This window comes from Intestinimonas timonensis (assembly GCF_900626145.1).
GTDB lineage: Bacteria > Bacillota > Clostridia > Oscillospirales > Oscillospiraceae > Intestinimonas > Intestinimonas aquisgranensis.
Window position 1 is genome coordinate 1,891,887 of the sequence record NZ_LR130817.1, and the last position, 18,156, is coordinate 1,910,042.

Below are 18,156 nucleotides of genomic sequence, written 5' to 3' on the forward strand. Positions count from 1 at the left end.
CGGAAGGGGAACTTTCTTTTCCCCGCTTTCAGTTGACTTTTCCTATGGCCTATGGTAGAATCTAATTTACAAAATGAGATTAGGAGATTGTCAGCATGAGTTTTAAAGTCATCGTGGACAGCTGCTGTGACCTGACCCCCTCTCTCCTGCGCGAGGATGCCTTTCTCAGCGTACCTCTGACCATCCGCGTAGGCGACAAGCACTTTGTAGATGACGCCGGGCTGGACCGTGCGGAGCTACTGTGGCGGATGAAGGAGTGCGAGAGCGCCCCTCAGACCGCCTGCCCTTCCCCCGCCCAGTATCTGGACGCCTTTGACTGCGGCGCTGACGATCTGTATGTGATTACTCTCTCGGCTCTGCTCTCCGGCTCACACAACAGCGCCCAGCAGGCTCGTCAGATCTGGCTGGAGGAGCATCCCGACGCCCATGTCCACATCTTCAACTCCTGTTCCGCCTCCGCCGGCGAGGTGCTGCTGGCTCTGAAGGTGCGGGAACTGGCCGCCGCCGGCCACCCCTTCCATGAGGTGGTCAGCCAGGCCACCACCTTCTGTGGTGGGATGAACACCCTCTTTGTGCTGGAGACCCTAGAAAACCTGCGGAAGAACGGACGTCTCACCGGTCTTCAGTCGGTGGTCACTGCTGCGCTGCGGATCAAGCTTCTTATGGGCTCCACCCCCCAGGGTGAGATCTGCAAGCGGGGACAGGCCATGAGCATGAAACAGGCCCTGGGCAAGATGGTAGAGATCATGGAGAAGGACCCCAACCATGTGGGAAAGCTGCTGGTCCTCTCCCACTGCAACTGCCTGGAACGGGCCTTCCAGCTCAAGGAGATGGTCCGGAAGAACTGCCGCTTTTCCGAGGTCTTCATCTGCGAGACCGGCGGTATCAGCACCGTCTACGCCAACGACGGCGGCATCGTGGCCGCATATTGAGCAATATATGAAAAATGGCCCCGCGTGTCTGAAAGACACGCGGGGCCATTTTCATTTTCTTCAGTTGAACCAGCGCTCCAGGCAATCCCGGACAGCGCCCTCGTTGTTGGAGCAGACCACGGCGTCGGCCACCGCCTTCAGCTCGGGGGCTGCGTTGGATACCGCCGCGCCGATGCCGGCCAGTTCCAGCATCTCCTTGTCATTGGGGGCATCGCCCACGGCCACTACCTCCTGAGGGTCGATCCCCTCCAGCTCCAGGATTACCGACAGAGCCGCCCCCTTAGACACTCCCAGGGGAAGGATCTCCAGATAGGTATCCTCGGAAAAGACGGTCCGGCCCAGGCCGGGGAGCTGGGGGGCCAGCCACTCCTTGACCTCCAGCAGGGCCTCGTGGTCCTGGGTCATGAGGGTCTTGTTCCAGGGCCGTGGGGAGGTGTCCACCGTGGTGGGCAGCGCGGGCCGCTTCTCCTTTGCGATGAGCCCCTCCACATAGGGCGTCACCCGGAAGGAGCAGAAGCCGTCCAGGCCGTAATAGGCCACGGCTCCCATTTGGGGGAACCGGGCGATGGCCTCCTTCATGATGGGGCAGACCTCCTTGGGAAGGACCCAGCGGCGCAGGATGCGGTCGCCCCCCCCCAGGTCCACCACCTGGCCGCCATTTCCGGTGACCACCGGCAGGTTGATACAGGGCAGCAGCTCAGGGAAAACCCGGATGGCCGCCGGCGCCCGGCCAGTGGCTACGGTGAAGAGGCCGCCTTTGGCCACATGACACCGGATGGCCTCCAGATTCTCACGAGAGAGCTGAGAGTTCTCATCCAGCAGGGTATGGTCCATATCCGAGACCAGCAGACGTCTCTTCACAGACCCGCGCCTCCCATCTCAGCCTTCTGGGCATACCGCCGGGCCAGCTTGACGCCGGAGAGGAGGATGGCGAAGAGGAACCAGAAGATGACCATGACCCTGGGATAGTTCCACAGATAGTCGGCCAGGCAGTCCACCAGAATGCCCGCCACCGCGGCGGCGGCGCCGATGGTAATGAGGCGCACCTCATGGGGGCAGTGGAGCTTGCAGGCCTTAGCGGCGGACTTCAGGCCACAGATCATGGCCGCCACGTAGGAGACCACACCCAGCAGACCGGTCTCCAACCAGATCTGGAGGTACAGGTTATGGGAATGGACAAAGGGAGCGGTGCCGTGGTAGAGGTTCATGTCCTTGATGGCCAGGCGCACCGCGTCGGTGCCCAGGCCAGCGCCCCGGATGGGTCGGGTCTCGATCATCCTCAAAGCCGCAGCATACAGGGGGAAGCGGCTGGAGGTAGAGGAGTCCTCCAGATTAAAGATGGTGAGGATACGGTTGAAGATGGTGTCGGGCAGGAAGGGAATGGCGCACAGGCCCAGCAGCAGGAAGCCGGGGATGAGCTTCCGGTTCCACAGGAACACAAAGACCGCGGCGGCAAAGGCGGCGCCGATCCAGCTGGCCCGGGAGTAGGTCATGCCCAAGGCGGCCACGCCCACGCCGGCGGCGCACAGAGCGCCGATCCGTCCCCACCAGGAACGGCTGCACAGCACCAGGGCCACCGCCAGGGGGATGAGCATCACCAGCACCTCGGCAAAGGCGTTGGGGTTTTCAAAGACGGAGAAGACACGGCCGGGCATACCCTCGTTGAGGAGGGGGTCCACATAGGAGTAGTTGACCTCCACACCCTGAATGCGCTGCACCACGCCGTAGGCAGAAGTTCCGAAGAGGGCCAGGCTGGCAAAGCCCGCCAGGCGCTTGAGGTCGTCCACATGCTCCACGGCGCTCACCGTCACCCCCACACACAGCATGGCCGTGATATGGAAGAAGAGAAAGCGCAAGGAGGCGCTGGAGGAGTAGGACACCGGCCAGGCCAGGCACACGGCGCCGGCGAAGATGAGAGGATAGGGACCCACGCTCTTCAGGTCCACCCGCAGGGACCGGTTCCTCATGCCGCCAACGATGAACAGCAGGGCCATGAGGATGAAGCCCAGGAGGGAGTACCGGTTGTCCCAATGCTCGTAGGGATAGATCATGATGCCAACCATCAGCCAGCCGATGGCGGCGGGGGTCTGGTTGCCCATGGCAAAGCCCAGCTGGGCAAAGAAGCTGTTGTCAAAGAGGGGCTTCCCCTTCCGGTAGATCCAGTGGAGGATGGCGGCGGGGAGATTGATGATGGTCTCGGCCAGACCGCAGAAGAAGCTGTCCCGCCAGGCTTTCGGGAAGGTGCCGTCCCGGACCAGCAGGTTCATGAGGGCACTGCCGTGGAACCAGCTGGTCCATACCCGGGAGATGCCCCGGAGGAGCCTGCACACACCGCTGCCCTCATACCAGCGGTACACCACATACCAGATGGAGAGCAAAATGCGCCCCACCACACTGTTTTCCATTACTTCCAAATAGAATACGCCTCCTTACCGCCGGTTCTTCACGGCGTACATCAGGGCCAGGAGCCCAAACCACCGCCGGCGGACCAGTCCGGCCACCAGCTGCTTGTTCCGCCCCATGCCTTGGGGGTTCAGGTCCCGGATGGCCTCCGCCATGCCGGGCTCCCGGGTAAAGCCCTCCACCCGGCGGCGCTTCTCCGCCAGAGGGGCGGGATTGCCGGGGGCGAACTCGTTGCCGATGGCGATGAGGAGCCCCGCCCAGCAGGTGCTCTGCCGCCACTGGGGATCGTCTCCTTCCAGGCCGTACCGCTCCACCACGGCCTCCTTGGCCGCCAGGAAACGGCGGAAGGTGTCCATATAGTCGGGCAGGTAGTTCCGGGTCACCGAGGCGGGATTCTGAAGATAATAATAGAGGGGCTCGTCCACCATGGCCAGCTTCTGCGCCAGGCAAAAATACTCCATCAGGAAGAGCTCGTCCTCCAGATAGGCGCCGGAAAAGCGGATATCATGGTCGATGATGATGGCCCTGGAGAAGAGGAACCGCCAGATAAAGCCGTTGAGGACCTCTCCCGGCTTCCCCAGCCGCTGGCCCAGGAGCCGGTCCACAATACCCTTCCGGATGGCCCCGGCGTCATACACACCGGCGGGCAGAGCACCCGGCTCAGCCCATTTCTCGCCGCCGGGCTGGATGTTCCAGTGGGCGCAGCCGGCGGAGTCGGCTCCCGCCTCCTCCAGAGCCCCCAGCAGGACCTGACAGGTATTGGGTTCGATCCAGTCGTCGGCATCGATGAAGAGGATGTAGTCCCCATTCGCCTTCTCCATGCCCAGATTGCGGGCGGAGGAGACACCGCCGTTTGGTTTATGAAAGACCTGGACCCGGTCATCCTGACCGGCGTAGTCGTCGCACAGGGCACCGCTGCCGTCGGGTGAGCCGTCGTCGATGAGAAGGAGCTCCCAGTCGGCAAAGGTCTGGGCCAGAACGGAGTCCACACACTTGGCTAACACGTTCTCCGCCTTGTAGACGGGGACAATGATGGAGATTTTTGGCATACGCCGCCTCCTTGCCTGATTTTATCGTTTCATTATACCGTTCTTTCCCGGGAAATGCAACAGCGTCGGCGGCCCGGAACGGCAAAAAGGAGGCCCGGAGTCGTGCTCCGGGCCTCCTTTTACGATTGGATGATTCAGGCCAGATACTGCTTGAGGGCCTCCACCCGGTCGGTCTTCTCCCAGGGCAGGTCGATGTCGGTGCGGCCGAAGTGGCCGTAGGCGGCAGTCTGCTCGTAGATGGGCCGCAGCAGGTCCAGGTCACGGATGATGGCGGCGGGGCGCAGGTCGAAGTGGCGCTCCACGATCTTGGAGAGCTCCTCCTCGGGGAGGACGCCGGTGCCGAAGGTATCCACCAGCACGGAGACCGGGTGAGCCACACCGATGGCGTAGGCCAGCTCGATCTGGCACTTGCGGCACAGGCCGGCGGCCACCAGGTTCTTGGCGGCATAGCGGGCCATGTAGGCGGCGGAGCGGTCCACCTTGGTGGGGTCCTTGCCGGAGAAGGCGCCGCCGCCGTGGGCGGCAGCGCCGCCGTAGGTGTCCACGATGATCTTACGGCCGGTGAGGCCGGTGTCGCCCACGGGGCCGCCCACCACGAAGCGGCCGGTTGGGTTTACGAAGAACTTCGTGTCGGCGTCGATGTACTGGGCGGGGATGATGGGCTTGATGACCGTCTCCACAATGGCCTCCCGCAGATCCTTCAGGGCAATGTCGGGGTCGTGCTGGGTAGAGACCACGATGGCGGGGCAGCGGACCACCTTACCGTCCTCGTCGTACTCCACGGTGACCTGACTCTTGCCGTCGGGACGGACCCACTTGAGCTCGCCGCTCTTGCGGACCTGGGCCAGCCGCCGGGTGAGACGGTGGGCCAGGGAGATGGGAGCGGGCATGAGCTCGGGGGTCTCATCGCAGGCGTAGCCGAACATCATGCCCTGGTCGCCGGCACCCACCAGGTCCAGGGGATCGCTGTCGCCGCCCTGCTGGACCTCATAGGACTGGTTGACGCCCATGGCGATGTCGGGAGACTGCTCATCGATGGCGGTCATGACAGCACAGGAGCGGTAGTCAAAGCCGTAGGCGGGATCGGTGTAGCCGATGCGCTCCACGGTGCGGCGGACGATGGCGGGGATGTCAGTGTAGTGGCTGGTGGTGATCTCACCCATGACCGTTACCATACCGGTGGTGGTGAAGGTCTCACAGGCCACGTGGGCATGGGGATCGCTGGCCAGGATGTCATCCAGAACAGCGTCAGAGATCTGGTCACAGACTTTGTCAGGATGTCCTTCGGTAACAGACTCAGAGGTGAATACGCGGTGGCTCATAAACATTTCCTTTCTTTTTTCCGTTGGCGGCGGAAAACGGCAACAAAAAAGCGCTCCCACCGACGGAGCGCACGAGATTTTACCCTCATCTTTCGAACACTGCCGCCGGATTTGGCACCTTGCGGTCTCCCACAGGTTGCCGGGCTTCATCGGGCCGTTCCCTCCGCCACTCTTGATAAGGTTATGGAGTTGTATCTTTATTATAGCATCTTCGTGGAAGATGTCAAGGCCTCTTAGCCGGGGCCGCACGGCGTCAAATTGGAAAGTTCACAATTTTCTCATAGACTTCCCGGCGGAAAGAGGGTAAAATACTTAGCGCACGAATCCAACATCTTTGAAGGAGGCTCCCACATGCGCTCCGTGGACAGCTGGCTGGACCGCTTCGCGTACCGGCACCCAAAATTCGGCATCCCCAACCTGATGTACCTCATCATCGCCGGCACCGTGGCCGTCTTTCTCCTGGACCAGTTCAGCGGCGGCACCTTCTCCGCCCTGCTGGACTTCTACCCTGCCGCTATTCTTCACGGCCAGGTCTGGCGGCTCATCACCTTTATCTTTGTCCCCCAGACCTATAAAATCTTTTGGTTCATCATTTCCATGTTCTTCTACGCCTTTCTGGGGCCCTTCATGGAGCGGGAATGGGGCAGCGCCAAGTTCACCCTCTTCTACGCCTGCGGCATCCTGCTCAGTGTGATCTTCGGTTTCCTCTCCTACTTCATCACCGGCTTCTCCATGGGACCCACTGCCTCCATGTACTACGTGAACATGTCCCTCTTCCTGGCCTTTGCCACCCTCTATCCCGACGCGGAGATGCGCTTCTACTTCGTCATCCCCATCCGTGCCAAGTGGCTGGCCCTCCTTTACGTCTTCCTGATGCTGTGGGACATCATCCAGACTCCTACTATGTTCCTGCCCATCGTTCTGCCTATGATGGTCCCCTCCATCTTGGCTTCCCTGGTCAACTACGTACTCTTCTTCTGGAGCTACCTCACCCCCTATTTCCGCCGCTTCCGGCACCAGAACTCCCGGCAGACCATCAATTTCAAAAAGGCTGCCCGGGAGGCCAAGAAGGACAAGGGCTACCTCCACAAGTGCGCCGTCTGCGGCATTACAGACGCCGACGACCCCAACATGGAATTCCGCTACTGCTCCAAGTGCAACGGCTACTACTGCTACTGCGCCAACCACATCAACAACCACGTCCATATCCAGTGATATTGTGAGAGGAGGTCATCCTATGACAGAACGGGAACTGGTGGAACGGGCCTTTTCCATGTTGGAGCGGTCCTATGTACCCTACTCCCACTTCCCCGTAGGCGCCGCCTTGGAGTGCGCCGACGGCAGCGTCTTTACCGGCTGCAACGTGGAAAACGCGGCCTACGGCTCCACCATCTGCGCCGAGCGCACCGCCGCAGTAAAGGCTGTCAGTGAGGGGCACCGGGACGACTTCGTCCGCATCGCCATTGTGGGCAACTCCACCGACTACTGCTGGCCCTGCGGCGCCTGCCGTCAGTTTCTTTTTGAATTTGCCCCCGACCTGGAGTGCCTCATCGCCCGGGGCGACCACGAGTACGTAAAGCTCCCCCTTCGGGAGCTCCTTGCCCACGGCTTCGGCCCCAAGTCCCTGCTGTAATCCGTTTTTTTGACGGCTGCATAAAACCTCCTCGTTTTGGTCATCCTAAGCCCCGGATACCAAAATGAGGAGGTTTTTTCCGTGATCGTGGATAAGATCGCCCTGATCCTCGCCATCGTGGGCGGGCTCAACTGGGGCAGCATCGGGATCTTCGGCTTTGACCTGGTGGCCTTCCTGTTCGGCGGCTCCGGCAGCGCCTTCAGCCGGGTGGTTTACACCCTGGTGGGCCTCTCCGCCGTGTGGTGCATCTCCCTCCTGTTCCGGGACACCACCGCCGGAAAGCAGACCTGAATGAGACCGCCGCGCATACCCAAGGGTATACGCGGCGGTCTTTGTCTGTCTATTCCACTTTATAGGTGAGCAGCCAGATGCTCGCCGTCAGGCCGGTGAGGATGACTCCCAGGCCCACAAAGCCCAGGGGGAGGCTCCTGAGGAAGAACCAGAGGAGAAGCCCGGTCAAAATAGTCATAACGGCAGCGGTAGACAGGGTGGCCCGGTGGCGCTTCTTCCCACTTTTGCAGCACAGGGCGACGGTAATGGAGAGCACATAGAGCCCCATCCCCAGGAGCAGCGCCGTCAGAAAACCCGCTCCGCCTGTCCAAGCCTCCAGCCGTGCCACCTGCTCCGCCCCGTCGGAAAAGATCTGTGGATATAGCGCCTTGAACCACTCCAGGTGGATCCAAAGGGAGGCCTGCTGGAGGGCGGAGCCCACGGCTATGACCGCCGCCCAGGCTAAAGTCCGGCCCAGCAGCGACTGCCAAGCCGGTCTGTCGCTGGTCCGCTCCAGGTCAAAGGAACCTGTGAAGGGCCACCGCAACCCCTGACACACCGCCAGGATGGCAAATACAATGAGATGGAAGCTCAGATGACCCGTCATGGCCACGCTGCCCCAGCTCCGGGCGGAGACCAGGTCGTAGATTGCCCAGAAGCCCAGAAATAAAAGGACCTTCCAGTTCAGCAGTCCGCTCTCCCGGAGCTCCCATTTGGCGCTGTTCCATAGTCCCTTCACCGGCCGCCACCTCCAAAGACCTCCATATACTTCTCCTCCACCGACACGCCCTCCCGCTGCCGCAGCCCCTCGGCGGAGGCGGACAGGACCACATAGCCAGAGCGGAGGAATAGCACGTCATCCAGGATGGGCTCGATGTCGTGGACCAGGTGGGTGGCCATGAGGAGGGTGTTGTGGTCCTCCATAACCCCCGCCGCCGCCGACAGGATCTTCGCCCGCTCCACCGGGTCCACGCCTCCCAGAGGCTCGTCCAGGATATAAAGGTCGGCGTTCCGGGCCAGAAGCAGGCCCAGGTCCAACCGCTCCGCCTGTCCCTTGGACAGCCGGGACACCGGCTCCCCCTCGGGAAGGTTCCCCGACACCGCCCGGAACCGGTCCATGTCCAGGCCTGGGAAGAGGTCCCGATACCACTGGATGGCCCGGCTTACCGTCAACTCCCGGGGCAGCAGGGTGTGGTCGGCCATATAGGCCACCTTGGGCCGCTCCCGGCGGGTGATGGGCCTTCCGTGAAGGAAGATCTCCCCGCCGTCGGGCCGCCACAGCCCGGCGATGGTCCGCAGCAGGGTGGACTTCCCCGCCCCGTTGGGGCCCAGCAGGCCGGTGATATGGCCCGGCTTCAGAGAAAAGCTGCACGCCCCCAGCACGATCTGTCCGTCCAGATACTTACAGAGCCCTTTGACTTCCAGCAGACTGTCCACCGTCTCCCTCCTCCCCACTCAGCCGCTCGGCGGCCTCCAGCCGTGAAAAGCCCAGCCCCGCCATGCCCTTGAGGTAGGTCTCCACCAGAGTCTGGGCCATCTCCTCCCGGAGGGCGGAGAGCCGTTCCCAGTCCCCGGTGACGAAGGAGCCCACCCCCCGCCGGGTCTCCAGCAGGCCCTCCCGCTCCAGCTCGGAGCACACCCGCTGCATGGTGTTCAGATTGATGCCGTACCGGGCGGCCAGCACTCGTACCGACTCCACCCGGCTCCCAGCCAGCAGGCCACCCGTCACCATCTCCCGCTTCATGTCCTCCATGACCTGGAGGTAGATGGGTACGCTGTTGCTGAACTGCACGGTGTTCCCCTCCTTGTGTCTCAGTGTTCTATATAAATAATACACTAGTACAGAAAAAATAGCAAGAAATTTCTTGGCCGTGCCGCTGAAAGCGGCACATGGCCCATTTTGCTCTGCTTTTGCAGCGCAAAAAAGGCTTGACAGGGACACCCCCTGGGGGTATTATAAGAACACCCCCCACCCCCGAGGGGTGTAATTAGGACCATCTAACATGGGAGGGACCGGCCATGATGGCAGATCAGAAGACGGTGCTCCGGCTCTTGAAGACGGCGCGGGGCCAGATAGACGGCATCATCAAGATGGTGGAGGAGGACCGGTACTGCATCGACATCTCCACCCAGGTCATGGCGGCGGAAGCCATGCTGAACCGTGCCAACAAGGAGATCCTCACCGCACACCTGAAGCACTGCGTCAACACCGCCCAGACCCAATCAGAGCGGGAAGAGAAAATCGACGAACTGGTGGACATGCTGGGCAAAATCCTGAAGTGACTTCTTTTTCTTGCCTTCTTTTTCTTGAAAGAAAAAGAAGGCAAAAAGAACTTTGGGCTTTGAACTAGCTCTAACTCTCCGCTTTTCCACTCTTTTCCTTCTTGCTAAAAGCAGCACCACACAAAACAAGCCACGGGGGAAAAGTGTGAAAGGGGGGCGGTGAGCCCCCACTTTCGCGTGCAGTCAGGAACTTTTTCGATGCAATCGAAAAAGTCAGCAGCTTGTTGAAAAGACATTTGGATCTTTTCAACAAGCTGCAAGAAGCAAAAAGAACTTTAGGCTTTGGACTGGCTCTGACTTAAACGCATTTTCCTCTATTCATAGGTTTCTTACATGGAAAGACTGAGGTATTTATGAAACAGAAGTTTACCGTAACGGGCATGACCTGTTCGGCCTGCTCTGCCCACGTGGACAAGGCGGTGCGGAAGCTGGAGGGCGTCAGCGAGGTCAACGTGAACCTGCTGGGCGGCTCCATGACGGTGGAGTACGACCCCGCCTCTGAGTCCCCGGAGGCCATCATCGCCGCCGTGGACGCCGCTGGTTACGGCTGCGCCCTGCCCCAGGCGGCAGCCAGCAAGGGCAATGCCCGGGTGGACGCCCGGGCCGAGGCCGCCAAACAGATGGAGGAGGAGCTGGGCGGCATGAAGCGCCGCTTCCTGGTGTCCCTGTGCTTCCTGGTTCCCCTCTTCTACATCGCTATGGGCCACATGATGGGCTGGCCCCTCCCCGCCTTCCTCCACGACAGCCGGAACGCCCTGGCCTTTGCCTTTATCCAGTTCCTGCTGGTACTGCCCATCATGTATATCAACGACAAGTACTACCGTGTGGGCTTCAAGACCCTCTTCCACGGCGCCCCCAACATGGACTCCCTCATTGCCGTTGGCTCCGCCGCCGCCGTGATCTACGGCATCGCCGCCATCTTCCAGATCGGCTACGGCCTGGGCCACGGCGATATGGAGCGGGTCAACCACTGGGCCATGGACCTCTACTTCGAGTCCGCCGGCATGATCCTCACCCTCATCACCCTGGGCAAGTTCCTGGAGACTCGGTCCAAGGGCAAGACCTCCCAGGCCATCAGCCGCCTCATGGACCTGGCTCCCAAGACGGCCACCGTCCTCCGGGACGGCGTGGAGACCGAGGTACCCGTGGAGGAGGTGGCGGTGGGCGACCTCATCCTGGTCCGGCCCGGCGCCTCCATCCCCGTGGACGGGGTGGTCACCGAGGGCAGCTCCTCCGTGGATGAGTCCGCCCTCACCGGCGAGTCCATCCCCGTGGAGAAGGGTCCCGGCAACAAGGTGGTCTCCGCTGCCATCAACAAGTCCGGCTCCTTTACCTTCCGGGCCACCCGGGTGGGCGACGACACCACCCTGGCCCAGATGATCGCCCTGGTGGACGAGGCCGCCTCCTCCAAGGCCCCCATCGCCAAGCTGGCCGACAAGGTGGCCGGGGTCTTCGTCCCTGTGGTCATGACCATCGCCGCCGTCACCGCCATCGTCTGGCTCATCGCCACCGGTGGCGACATCACCCGGGCCCTCACCGCCGGAGTGGCCGTGCTGGTCATCTCCTGCCCCTGCGCCCTGGGCCTGGCCACCCCCGTGGCCATCATGGTGGGCACCGGTAAGGGCGCAGAAAACGGCATTCTCATCAAGTCCGCCCAGGCCCTGGAGACCCTCCACAGCATCCAGACCATCGTTCTGGACAAGACGGGCACCGTCACCCAGGGGAGGCCCAGGGTCACCGATATCCAGCCCGCCGAGGGCGTCACCGCCGAGGAACTCCTCTGCGTAGCCGCCTCCCTGGAAAAGCCCTCCGAGCATCCCCTGGCCGAGGCCATCGTACACGAGGCGGAGGATCGCAGCATCCCCCTGGTCCCCGCCGAGAACTTCAAGGCCCTCCACGGCCGGGGTGTGCAGGCCGACCTTCAGGGCTCCGCCTTCCTGGCAGGCAACCGGGCCATGATGGAGGAGCACGGGGTAAACCTGGGCACCCATCTGGCCGCTGCCGACGCCCTGGCCGAAAATGGGCGGACGCCCCTCTACTTCGCCCAGGATGGCAAGTTGATGGGTGTCATCGCCGTGGCCGACACGGTGAAGCCCACCAGCGCCGCCGCCATCGCCGCCTTCCGTGACCTGGGCATCGACGTGGTCCTCCTCACCGGCGACAACCGTCGCACCTCTGATGCCATTGGCCGGGAGCTGGGAGTGAGCACCGTCATCGCCGAGGTGCTGCCCCAGGACAAGGAGCGTGTCATCGCCGACCTCCAGGCCCAGGGCAAGAAGGTGGCCATGGTGGGCGACGGTATCAACGACGCCCCTGCCCTGGCCCGGGCCGACGTGGGCCTGGCCATCGGCGCCGGCACCGACGTGGCCATCGAGTCCGCCGACATCGTCCTCATGAAGAGCGACCTCATGGACGCCGTCACCGCCGTGGAGCTCTCCAAGGCCACCATCCGCAACGTGAAGGAGAACCTCTTCTGGGCCTTCTGCTATAACTCCATCGGCATCCCTCTGGCCGCCGGGGTCTTCTTCCCCATCCTGGGCTGGCAGCTCTCTCCCATGTTCGGCGCCGCCGCCATGAGCCTGAGCTCGGTGAGCGTAGTGTCTAACGCCCTGCGGCTCAAGCTCTTCAAGCCCAAGCACACCGCCCCGGCCTCCCCCGAGGTCCCTGCGGGATCTGAAACTACAAAATCTACACCACAAACTGAAAAAGGAGTGTCTATTATGGAAAAAAAGATCATGATCGAAGGTATGATGTGCCAGCACTGCGTGGCCCACGTCACCAAGGCCATCACCTGCCTGCCCGGCGAGTCCGCCACTGTGGACCTGGAGGGCAAGTGCGCCACCGTCAGCGGCCCCGCTACCGACGAGGAACTGAAGAAGGCCGTGGAGGACGCCGGCTATCAGGTGGTCTCCATCCAGTAACTTTCAATCGCAAAGAGGGCGGGCCCACATCGTGGGCCCGCCCTCAGGTTGTCGAAAAAGGGCATATACGTCAGATTTTGTGCAAGAGCCTCGCAGAGTTCCGTCGTCCGCAGACGACGGAATCAAGTACAGTCTGTTTTTTCCGGGGACATGTGCCTCGGAAAAAACACTGCTCAGGCCGCAAACGTGCGAGCGAAGCGAGTGCGATGCAGCGGCCTGCATCTTTTCGAAAAAATGCCTGCATTTTTGAGAGAGCCTGTCGACTTTGTCGACAGGCTCGGGCGGGCCCACATCGTGGGCCCGCCCTCTTCCTATCTTCTTTAACCGGCCTGCCGGACCCGTTTCCGTAGCTTGAGGATGAGCACCAGGGTCACCGCCACCACGGCGGCCACTAGCACCGCTGCCAGGATGACCTGCGTCCGCTGAGCGCTCCTTACCTCGTCCGCCCGGGCCTCCACCCGCTCCACCACGGCCTGGTCAGGCTCCACCGATGTCCCCGCGGGGTCGGACAGGCAGATCCACACAAAGCGGTGTCCATAGATGTAGCTCGCATAGGCCCAGAACTGCCCATTGCTGTCCACATAGCAGGGACCCAACTCGTTCGCCGGATAACCCTCCGCGGTAAGGGTACACAGGGACTCCGCCGCCCCGGGATAGAGCCATAAGGCGGTCACCACCGGCCCCTCCAGGGCGTCCGTGTAGGAGAGATCAAATTCCACAAAGCCACCGCCGTAAAGCTCGGCGAAGGCGGTGGTCTCCTCCGCGGGTTCCGGGGGCTTCTGCCCGGGGGCCACCACGTCGGCCCGGGCGGCAGCTGGCAGCACCATCAGCGTCAGGAGCAGGACACAGGCCAAAAGTCTCTTTTTCATCACAGGATACCTCCAATCACAAGTCCGAGTCCGAAGGAACAGCCGTTGGCCCACAGGGAGAACAGGAAGGGCCGCCGGATGCGCCGGGCGCACTGTAGATAGACCAGCCCCTCCACCCCCACGGCGGCACACTCCAGCAAAAGCAGAAGCCAAGTGGCCGGAAAGAGCAGGTTTAGTAGGACCACCGCCGGGTTGGTGAGCACGTTGGCCAGGGTGCACAGGAGCAGGTCCTGTCCCCGTATGCCCCACAGCAGGGCCAGGGGCAGCTCGATGGCCAGGGTGAGGGCCAGGCAGAGCAGGAAGTGATTCAGCGTGACGCATCCCCCCTTCCCAAACCCAGAAGGAGCAGAGGCAGGGAGACGATGGCGGCCAGGGCGGCGGACAAGGGGCCCGCCGGAAGGAGCGAATACCCAAGCAGAGAGGGGACTACCCCCAGGAAGAGGGCGAAGGTGAGCAGGCCGAAGGCCAGACCCCGGGCGCCGGGGAGGCGGCGGGCGGCGCCCCAGAGGGTGATGGGCATCGTCATATTGAAGAGGCACACGGCGGCCAGGCCGGGTCCTGCCCGCCCTGCCAGGAGGAAGCAGGCCGCCGCCGGGACCAGGGAGAGCCAGGCCGTCCGCCGGGGGCCCAGCCGGTCGGCCAGCAGGCCGCCGGCGGCCTTGCCCCCCGCCGTGGCGCAGGCCAGGACCAGAGGCAGCTCCCCCTTCCAGGGAAAGGCAAAGAGAGTACCGGCGAAGGACCGCAGCACCACCACGGCGAAGAGGCACAGCAGGGGGAGCAGGGCCTCTGTCCCACCCACCGGCGCCAGGTCCAGAGGGGCGTTGGGGACTCCCCCGCCCCAGCGGAGGAGGGCGGCGCCCAAGCCCAGGAGGGCCAGGACCACCGCCGGAGCTGGGAATGCGTTCCCTGGAGCCAGCAGGGTACCCAGGGCGATGCCCAAGGCGCCCGGTGAGACAAAGAGCCCCAGTGGGCCGCATTTCCCGCTGCCGCCCAGGGTATAGACTCCGCCCCCCACGTGAAAGCAAGCATTACCCAGCCCGGCGCAGACGGCGGCGGGGAGCAGGCCGGGCAGCCCCCAGGCCAGGGCGGTGAGGCCGCAGCCCAGGGCGGCAAACCGCTCCCCAGCCCCCAGGGCGTGGCCAGCAGGCCTACCGGCATCTGGACGGCAAAGGCAAAGCAGTTGTAGAGCAGCAGCGCGGTGACGGCGTTGCCGCCTCCCTCCAGCCGGCCCAATACCAGCAGAGCGCAGGCGAAGTCCACCCAGAGGTGGGCGGCGGCGTAGAGGGGCAGGGCGGTGAGCTTCATAGGACGGCCTCCTTCCCAACAGGCGCACAATGGGTGCTTTTACCTCTTCAGACGCAGTTTCGTTTGAAAAGTTCCCTTCCAGGCGGAAAAATAGCTTGTCCAGCAACTCTTTCCTCCCCTTCCAGAAGTTCAAACTTGCAAAAAGCAGAGCGATTTAGTATTCTTTTCGGCGCACCCGGCACTCCGGTCCAGCCGGACGGCGCTGCCGCCTAGCCCCCACGACGGCAGACCCGCCTTTCCGATTTGTTACAGAAACACACAAAGGAGCATTACCATGCGAAAGATCCCTGCGGCCCTTCTGGCCCTGACCCTGACCGCCTCCCTCACCGCCCCCACGGCTGTGGCGCTCAAAACGGACAGTCTCCCCGAGCTGAACGGCCACTGGAGCCAGGCCGCCTTCCAGCGCTGGCACGGCTACGGCATCGTGGAGGGAGACGACCGGGGCATGCGCCCCGATGATGCCATGATGGTGAGTGAATTTGCCGCCCTCCTCAGCCGCACCATGGGCTATACCAAGCAGGCGGAGAACCACTACGCCGATCTGAAGGGCGACGAGTGGTACGCCCCCTACATCCTCCAGCTCACCGCCGCCGGCATCCTGGAGGGCGACGGCGTCAACTGCAACGCCGATGAGCTCATGACCCGTGAGCGGGCCACCGTCCTCTTTGCCCGTGCTCTGGGCATCCGCCCCTCTGAGGCCCCCAACTTGAGCAGCTTCGTGGACGGCGATTCTGCCGCCGAGTGGTCTGCCGGCTACATCGATGCCATGGCCAGGGCCGGCATCATCTAGGGCGTGGGCAACAATACCCTTGCTCTGGGAGCCGATATCACCCGCGCCTCCGTAGTCACCATTCTGGACAACGCCGTGGCCGAGTACGCCAACGAGAAGAACGCTCAGGTGACCGGCGACGTAGACGGCATTCTGCTGGTGACCGCCGACGGCGTCACCGTGAAGGACGCCAGTGTGTCCGGCAGCCTGCTGATGGCCCCCAAGGCCGGAGAGGCCACCCTTACGGTAGAGGACTCCACCCTGAAGGGCGACCTGCTGGTGGAGACCAGCGGCGCCGAGGTCTCCCTCACCGGCACCCAGGTCCAGGGCGAGGTGGCCTTTACCGGGGACGAGAACGCCCTCACCCTGGGCAAGGGAGCCAAGGCCGCCCGGGTGGCCTTGGACGGCGGCAAGAACACCATCGCCGTGGCGGAGGAGGCCTCCATCGGCACCCTCACCGCCCGTGCCGCCGTGGAGGTGGACAACCAGGGCACCATTGACAAGGCCCTGATTCAGGCCGACGGCGTTGTGCTGGACGGCAACAAGCCCGGTGACATTCGGGTAGACGAGGATGTGGACGCCCCCACCGACAGCGAGGGCAACCCCGTTGTGGATGACGATCAGGACAATGGCGACAACGGCCAGGACGGCGAGGACAATGGCTCCGGCGGTAGCAGCGGTGGCTCCGGCGGTAGCAGCGGTGGCTCCGGCAGCGGCGGCAGCGGCTCCGGCGGTGGCCAGGAGGATACCCTTCCCGTCGTCGTGGGGGTTCGTCCTGTGGACCAGGACAGCCCTGAGACCCCGCTTCCCCAGGTGACCGCCCAGGCCGAGCAGGAGGAGGGCTTCCTCCGCGTCTCCCTCTCCACTGAGGACATTGTCCCCGTCCACCAGAGCGAGGGCGCCGGCAAGGGCGCCTGGGTGGGCGTGGCCTTCCAGGCCCCCGAAGGCTATGAGGAGGAGACCTTCCGCTACTCCTTCGGCACCGAGGCCAGCGAGACCGCCGATCACAGCGCCGACCTCACCCAGGACCCCGCCATCGGCGATGGAAAGTACGCCGTTTTCTTCATCAACGCCAGCTCCATTGCCCCCAAGACCCACATCACCCTCCAGTGGGGAGAGGAGGCTGAGGCCGTCCGCTACGAGGTGGATCTGTCCGGCGTGAAGACCCCTGCCGTAGAGCTCTCCGATGTGACCGTCTCCACCCACGAGCTGCCCGAGGGCGTCTCTTCCACCGCCGAGGGTCTCTCCTTTGACGAGAGCACCGCTCTGGTCCAGAACGGCGGCAGCGGTGAGCTCAGCCAGGACCAGATCTCCGGCATGGGCGGCGGCGAGTACACCGTCTACTACGCCGTGCCCCAGGCCCTGAACGACGGCACCCTCAAGTTCGACAAAATCGCCCGCTCCATCAACGGCGGCGCCCTGAACACCTGGGCCGTCTCCAGCGAGACCGGAGCCGAGGAGGGCGCCGGCTGGTGGACCAAGGACGAGGACCACTACTTCTTCAAGTGGGGTGCCGTCTTTGCCAAGCAGGCCGACGGCCTCTATCAGATGACCGACGGCGGCATCTATGATTACACCCTCTACTTCCTGGAGAGCGACGGCAGCCAGGACAACGTGGTGGCTACCTACACCTTCCGCATCGACCTGAGCTGCTACACCATCTCCGAGGAATAACCCCCTTACGTCTGAGGCGCCGGACAACATGTCTGGCGCCTCTCCCTTTTGTTGCGCTCCCATATCCTTCATGTTATACTGGACCCATAGAAGGGGGATCTTGATGTTCCAGCACAGACAAAAGCGTGTCATGCTCCTTCTGCTTTTTACGGCCCTTGTCCTGCTGCTTGCGGCCTTCTTTCTCTGGAACAGGCCACCCCGTCTGAACCGTATCCTATATCAGGAGGGCTATACCATCACCGGCTATACCGAGCAGAGCCTGTCCATCACCATATCCAAGGCCCTGCTGCCGGACGGCTTTCCTCAGGAGGCGGAGGCCTTTGAGGCCTCCGACAACCTGGACCTCCTTTTATGGAGCAACGGCAGCTCCAGCCTCTATCTGGACGCCCTCTGCTACGCCAACGGACGGACGCCCGACCTGCTCTGGGCCTCCTTCCATTTCCAGTATGAGCCCTCCAACCACGGTTCTCTCCTGCTTCCCTACCGGCCTGACGGCAAGGGCGGTTCCACCCGAAGCCTGGGGCTCAGCAGCGCTGAGGCGGAGGTGGACTCTTCCCCCTGGCCAGACGCCGTCCATATCGCCGGACAGGGACCGGACGAGATCTTTTCCGTCTATCTGGACGCCGCCGCGTTCCAGGCCGCCAGCGAGTCCTTTACCTTCCGGGTAGATGACCTCTGGGAGGTCTCCTATCAGCCTACGTAGATATGACCCGTTTCGTCCGTCTT

19 protein-coding genes and 1 riboswitch are annotated in these 18,156 nt (G+C 63.0%); of the genes, 9 read left to right on the forward strand and 10 right to left on the reverse strand.

The genetic code is table 11. The features are described from left to right. Nucleotides 1-95: 95 nt before the first annotated feature. Nucleotides 96-932: a DegV family protein gene (locus E0E29_RS16185; protein WP_130850681.1), complete on the forward strand. Its 837-nt coding sequence runs from the start codon at nucleotides 96-98 to the stop codon at nucleotides 930-932. A gap of 60 nt (nucleotides 933-992) precedes the next feature. On the opposite strand, the gene E0E29_RS16190 is transcribed toward E0E29_RS16185, so the two are convergent. The 4 genes from E0E29_RS16190 to metK form a co-directional block, all read right to left on the reverse strand. Beyond that, nucleotides 993-1,793, reverse strand: coding sequence for an HAD family hydrolase (locus E0E29_RS16190; protein ID WP_130850682.1), 801 nt, complete (start codon nucleotides 1,791-1,793; stop codon nucleotides 993-995). After that, nucleotides 1,790-3,337: an O-antigen ligase family protein gene (locus tag E0E29_RS16195; RefSeq protein WP_242622566.1), complete on the reverse strand. Its 1,548-nt coding sequence runs from the start codon at nucleotides 3,335-3,337 to the stop codon at nucleotides 1,790-1,792. The genes E0E29_RS16190 and E0E29_RS16195 overlap by 4 nt, the downstream gene beginning before the upstream one ends. A gap of 24 nt (nucleotides 3,338-3,361) precedes the next feature. Continuing rightward, on the reverse strand, nucleotides 3,362-4,384 hold the full coding sequence (locus tag E0E29_RS16200) for a glycosyltransferase (protein WP_130850684.1): 1,023 nt from the start codon (nucleotides 4,382-4,384) through the stop codon (nucleotides 3,362-3,364). Nucleotides 4,385-4,518: 134 nt separating this feature from the next. After that, the gene (gene metK / locus E0E29_RS16205; protein WP_130850685.1) at nucleotides 4,519-5,706 is read right to left on the reverse strand and encodes a methionine adenosyltransferase; all 1,188 of its coding nucleotides are present in this window, start codon (nucleotides 5,704-5,706) and stop codon (nucleotides 4,519-4,521) included. 82 nt (nucleotides 5,707-5,788) lie between these two features. Further along, nucleotides 5,789-5,888: riboswitch (SAM riboswitch) on the reverse strand. A 169-nt stretch (nucleotides 5,889-6,057) separates the two neighbouring features. Here metK and E0E29_RS16210 point away from each other — a divergent pair. The 3 genes from E0E29_RS16210 to E0E29_RS16220 all read left to right on the forward strand — a co-directional run bounded on the left by E0E29_RS16210 (nucleotide 6,058) and on the right by E0E29_RS16220 (nucleotide 7,630). Beyond that, complete coding sequence (locus E0E29_RS16210) at nucleotides 6,058-6,921, forward strand: rhomboid family intramembrane serine protease (RefSeq protein WP_242622532.1); 864 nt, start codon at nucleotides 6,058-6,060, stop codon at nucleotides 6,919-6,921. A 22-nt stretch (nucleotides 6,922-6,943) separates the two neighbouring features. Next, nucleotides 6,944-7,339, forward strand: coding sequence for a cytidine deaminase (gene cdd, locus E0E29_RS16215; RefSeq protein ID WP_130850686.1), 396 nt, complete (start codon nucleotides 6,944-6,946; stop codon nucleotides 7,337-7,339). Nucleotides 7,340-7,420: 81 nt separating this feature from the next. Further along, complete coding sequence (locus E0E29_RS16220; protein ID WP_130850687.1) at nucleotides 7,421-7,630, forward strand: DUF378 domain-containing protein; 210 nt, start codon at nucleotides 7,421-7,423, stop codon at nucleotides 7,628-7,630. Between the two features lie 49 nt (nucleotides 7,631-7,679). On the opposite strand, the gene E0E29_RS16225 is transcribed toward E0E29_RS16220, so the two are convergent. From E0E29_RS16225 to E0E29_RS16235, 3 genes are read right to left on the reverse strand one after another with little or no spacing between them, the layout of a single operon-like run. Further along, nucleotides 7,680-8,348, reverse strand: coding sequence for a hypothetical protein (locus tag E0E29_RS16225; RefSeq protein WP_130850688.1), 669 nt, complete (start codon nucleotides 8,346-8,348; stop codon nucleotides 7,680-7,682). Continuing rightward, complete coding sequence (locus E0E29_RS16230) at nucleotides 8,345-9,046, reverse strand: ATP-binding cassette domain-containing protein (RefSeq protein WP_165449939.1); 702 nt, start codon at nucleotides 9,044-9,046, stop codon at nucleotides 8,345-8,347. Before E0E29_RS16230 ends, E0E29_RS16225 begins: the two co-directional genes overlap by 4 nt. Then, entirely contained in the window at nucleotides 9,012-9,401 is a 390-nt protein-coding gene (locus E0E29_RS16235; protein ID WP_130850690.1) for a GntR family transcriptional regulator, read from the reverse strand. The genes E0E29_RS16230 and E0E29_RS16235 overlap by 35 nt, the downstream gene beginning before the upstream one ends. A 227-nt stretch (nucleotides 9,402-9,628) precedes the next feature. Between E0E29_RS16235 and E0E29_RS16240 the strand changes: the two genes are divergently transcribed. Together E0E29_RS16240 and E0E29_RS16245 are read left to right on the forward strand one after the other, a co-directional pair. Beyond that, nucleotides 9,629-9,892 carry a metal-sensing transcriptional repressor gene (locus tag E0E29_RS16240; protein WP_130850691.1) on the forward strand — a complete coding sequence of 88 codons (264 nt, stop codon included), beginning with the start codon at nucleotides 9,629-9,631 and terminating at the stop codon, nucleotides 9,890-9,892. A gap of 353 nt (nucleotides 9,893-10,245) precedes the next feature. Next, nucleotides 10,246-12,813, forward strand: coding sequence for a heavy metal translocating P-type ATPase (locus tag E0E29_RS16245; protein WP_130850692.1), 2,568 nt, complete (start codon nucleotides 10,246-10,248; stop codon nucleotides 12,811-12,813). A gap of 320 nt (nucleotides 12,814-13,133) precedes the next feature. Here the strand turns inward: E0E29_RS16245 and E0E29_RS16250 are convergent, their stop codons facing one another. The 3 genes from E0E29_RS16250 to E0E29_RS16260 form a co-directional block, all read right to left on the reverse strand. After that, on the reverse strand, nucleotides 13,134-13,682 hold the full coding sequence (locus tag E0E29_RS16250) for a hypothetical protein (protein ID WP_130850693.1): 549 nt from the start codon (nucleotides 13,680-13,682) through the stop codon (nucleotides 13,134-13,136). Continuing rightward, nucleotides 13,682-13,885, reverse strand: coding sequence for a hypothetical protein (locus E0E29_RS16255; RefSeq protein WP_130850694.1), 204 nt, complete (start codon nucleotides 13,883-13,885; stop codon nucleotides 13,682-13,684). Before E0E29_RS16255 ends, E0E29_RS16250 begins: the two co-directional genes overlap by 1 nt. 104 nt (nucleotides 13,886-13,989) lie before the next feature. Further along, complete coding sequence (locus E0E29_RS16260) at nucleotides 13,990-15,093, reverse strand: MFS transporter (protein ID WP_130850695.1); 1,104 nt, start codon at nucleotides 15,091-15,093, stop codon at nucleotides 13,990-13,992. Nucleotides 15,094-15,261: 168 nt separating this feature from the next. Here E0E29_RS16260 and E0E29_RS18895 point away from each other — a divergent pair, with 168 nt between their 5' ends. From E0E29_RS18895 to E0E29_RS16270, 3 genes are all read left to right on the forward strand, one after another. After that, nucleotides 15,262-15,777, forward strand: a complete 516-nt coding sequence (locus tag E0E29_RS18895; RefSeq protein WP_242622533.1) for an S-layer homology domain-containing protein — start codon at nucleotides 15,262-15,264, stop codon at nucleotides 15,775-15,777. Nucleotides 15,778-15,780: 3 nt separating this feature from the next. Further along, nucleotides 15,781-17,430, forward strand: coding sequence for a hypothetical protein (locus E0E29_RS16265; protein ID WP_242622534.1), 1,650 nt, complete (start codon nucleotides 15,781-15,783; stop codon nucleotides 17,428-17,430). A gap of 103 nt (nucleotides 17,431-17,533) precedes the next feature. Then, a complete protein-coding gene (locus tag E0E29_RS16270) occupies nucleotides 17,534-18,133 on the forward strand; it encodes a hypothetical protein (protein ID WP_130850696.1) in 600 nt (199 codons plus the stop codon). Nucleotides 18,134-18,156 lie beyond the last annotated feature (23 nt).

Coding starts and splice junctions, on each gene's coding strand:
- E0E29_RS16200 (WP_130850684.1), bottom strand. CDS start 4,384: ATGCCAAAAATCTCCATCATTGTCCCCGTCTACAAGGCGGAGAACGTG.
- E0E29_RS16245 (WP_130850692.1), top strand. CDS start 10,246: ATGAAACAGAAGTTTACCGTAACGGGCATGACCTGTTCGGCCTGCTCT.
- E0E29_RS16240 (WP_130850691.1), top strand. CDS start 9,629: ATGATGGCAGATCAGAAGACGGTGCTCCGGCTCTTGAAGACGGCGCGG.
- cdd (WP_130850686.1), top strand. CDS start 6,944: ATGACAGAACGGGAACTGGTGGAACGGGCCTTTTCCATGTTGGAGCGG.
- E0E29_RS16250 (WP_130850693.1), bottom strand. CDS start 13,682: ATGAAAAAGAGACTTTTGGCCTGTGTCCTGCTCCTGACGCTGATGGTG.
- E0E29_RS18895 (WP_242622533.1), top strand. CDS start 15,262: ATGCGAAAGATCCCTGCGGCCCTTCTGGCCCTGACCCTGACCGCCTCC.
- metK (WP_130850685.1), bottom strand. CDS start 5,706: ATGAGCCACCGCGTATTCACCTCTGAGTCTGTTACCGAAGGACATCCT.
- E0E29_RS16210 (WP_242622532.1), top strand. CDS start 6,058: ATGCGCTCCGTGGACAGCTGGCTGGACCGCTTCGCGTACCGGCACCCA.
- E0E29_RS16185 (WP_130850681.1), top strand. CDS start 96: ATGAGTTTTAAAGTCATCGTGGACAGCTGCTGTGACCTGACCCCCTCT.
- E0E29_RS16270 (WP_130850696.1), top strand. CDS start 17,534: ATGTTCCAGCACAGACAAAAGCGTGTCATGCTCCTTCTGCTTTTTACG.
- E0E29_RS16195 (WP_242622566.1), bottom strand. CDS start 3,337: ATGGAAAACAGTGTGGTGGGGCGCATTTTGCTCTCCATCTGGTATGTG.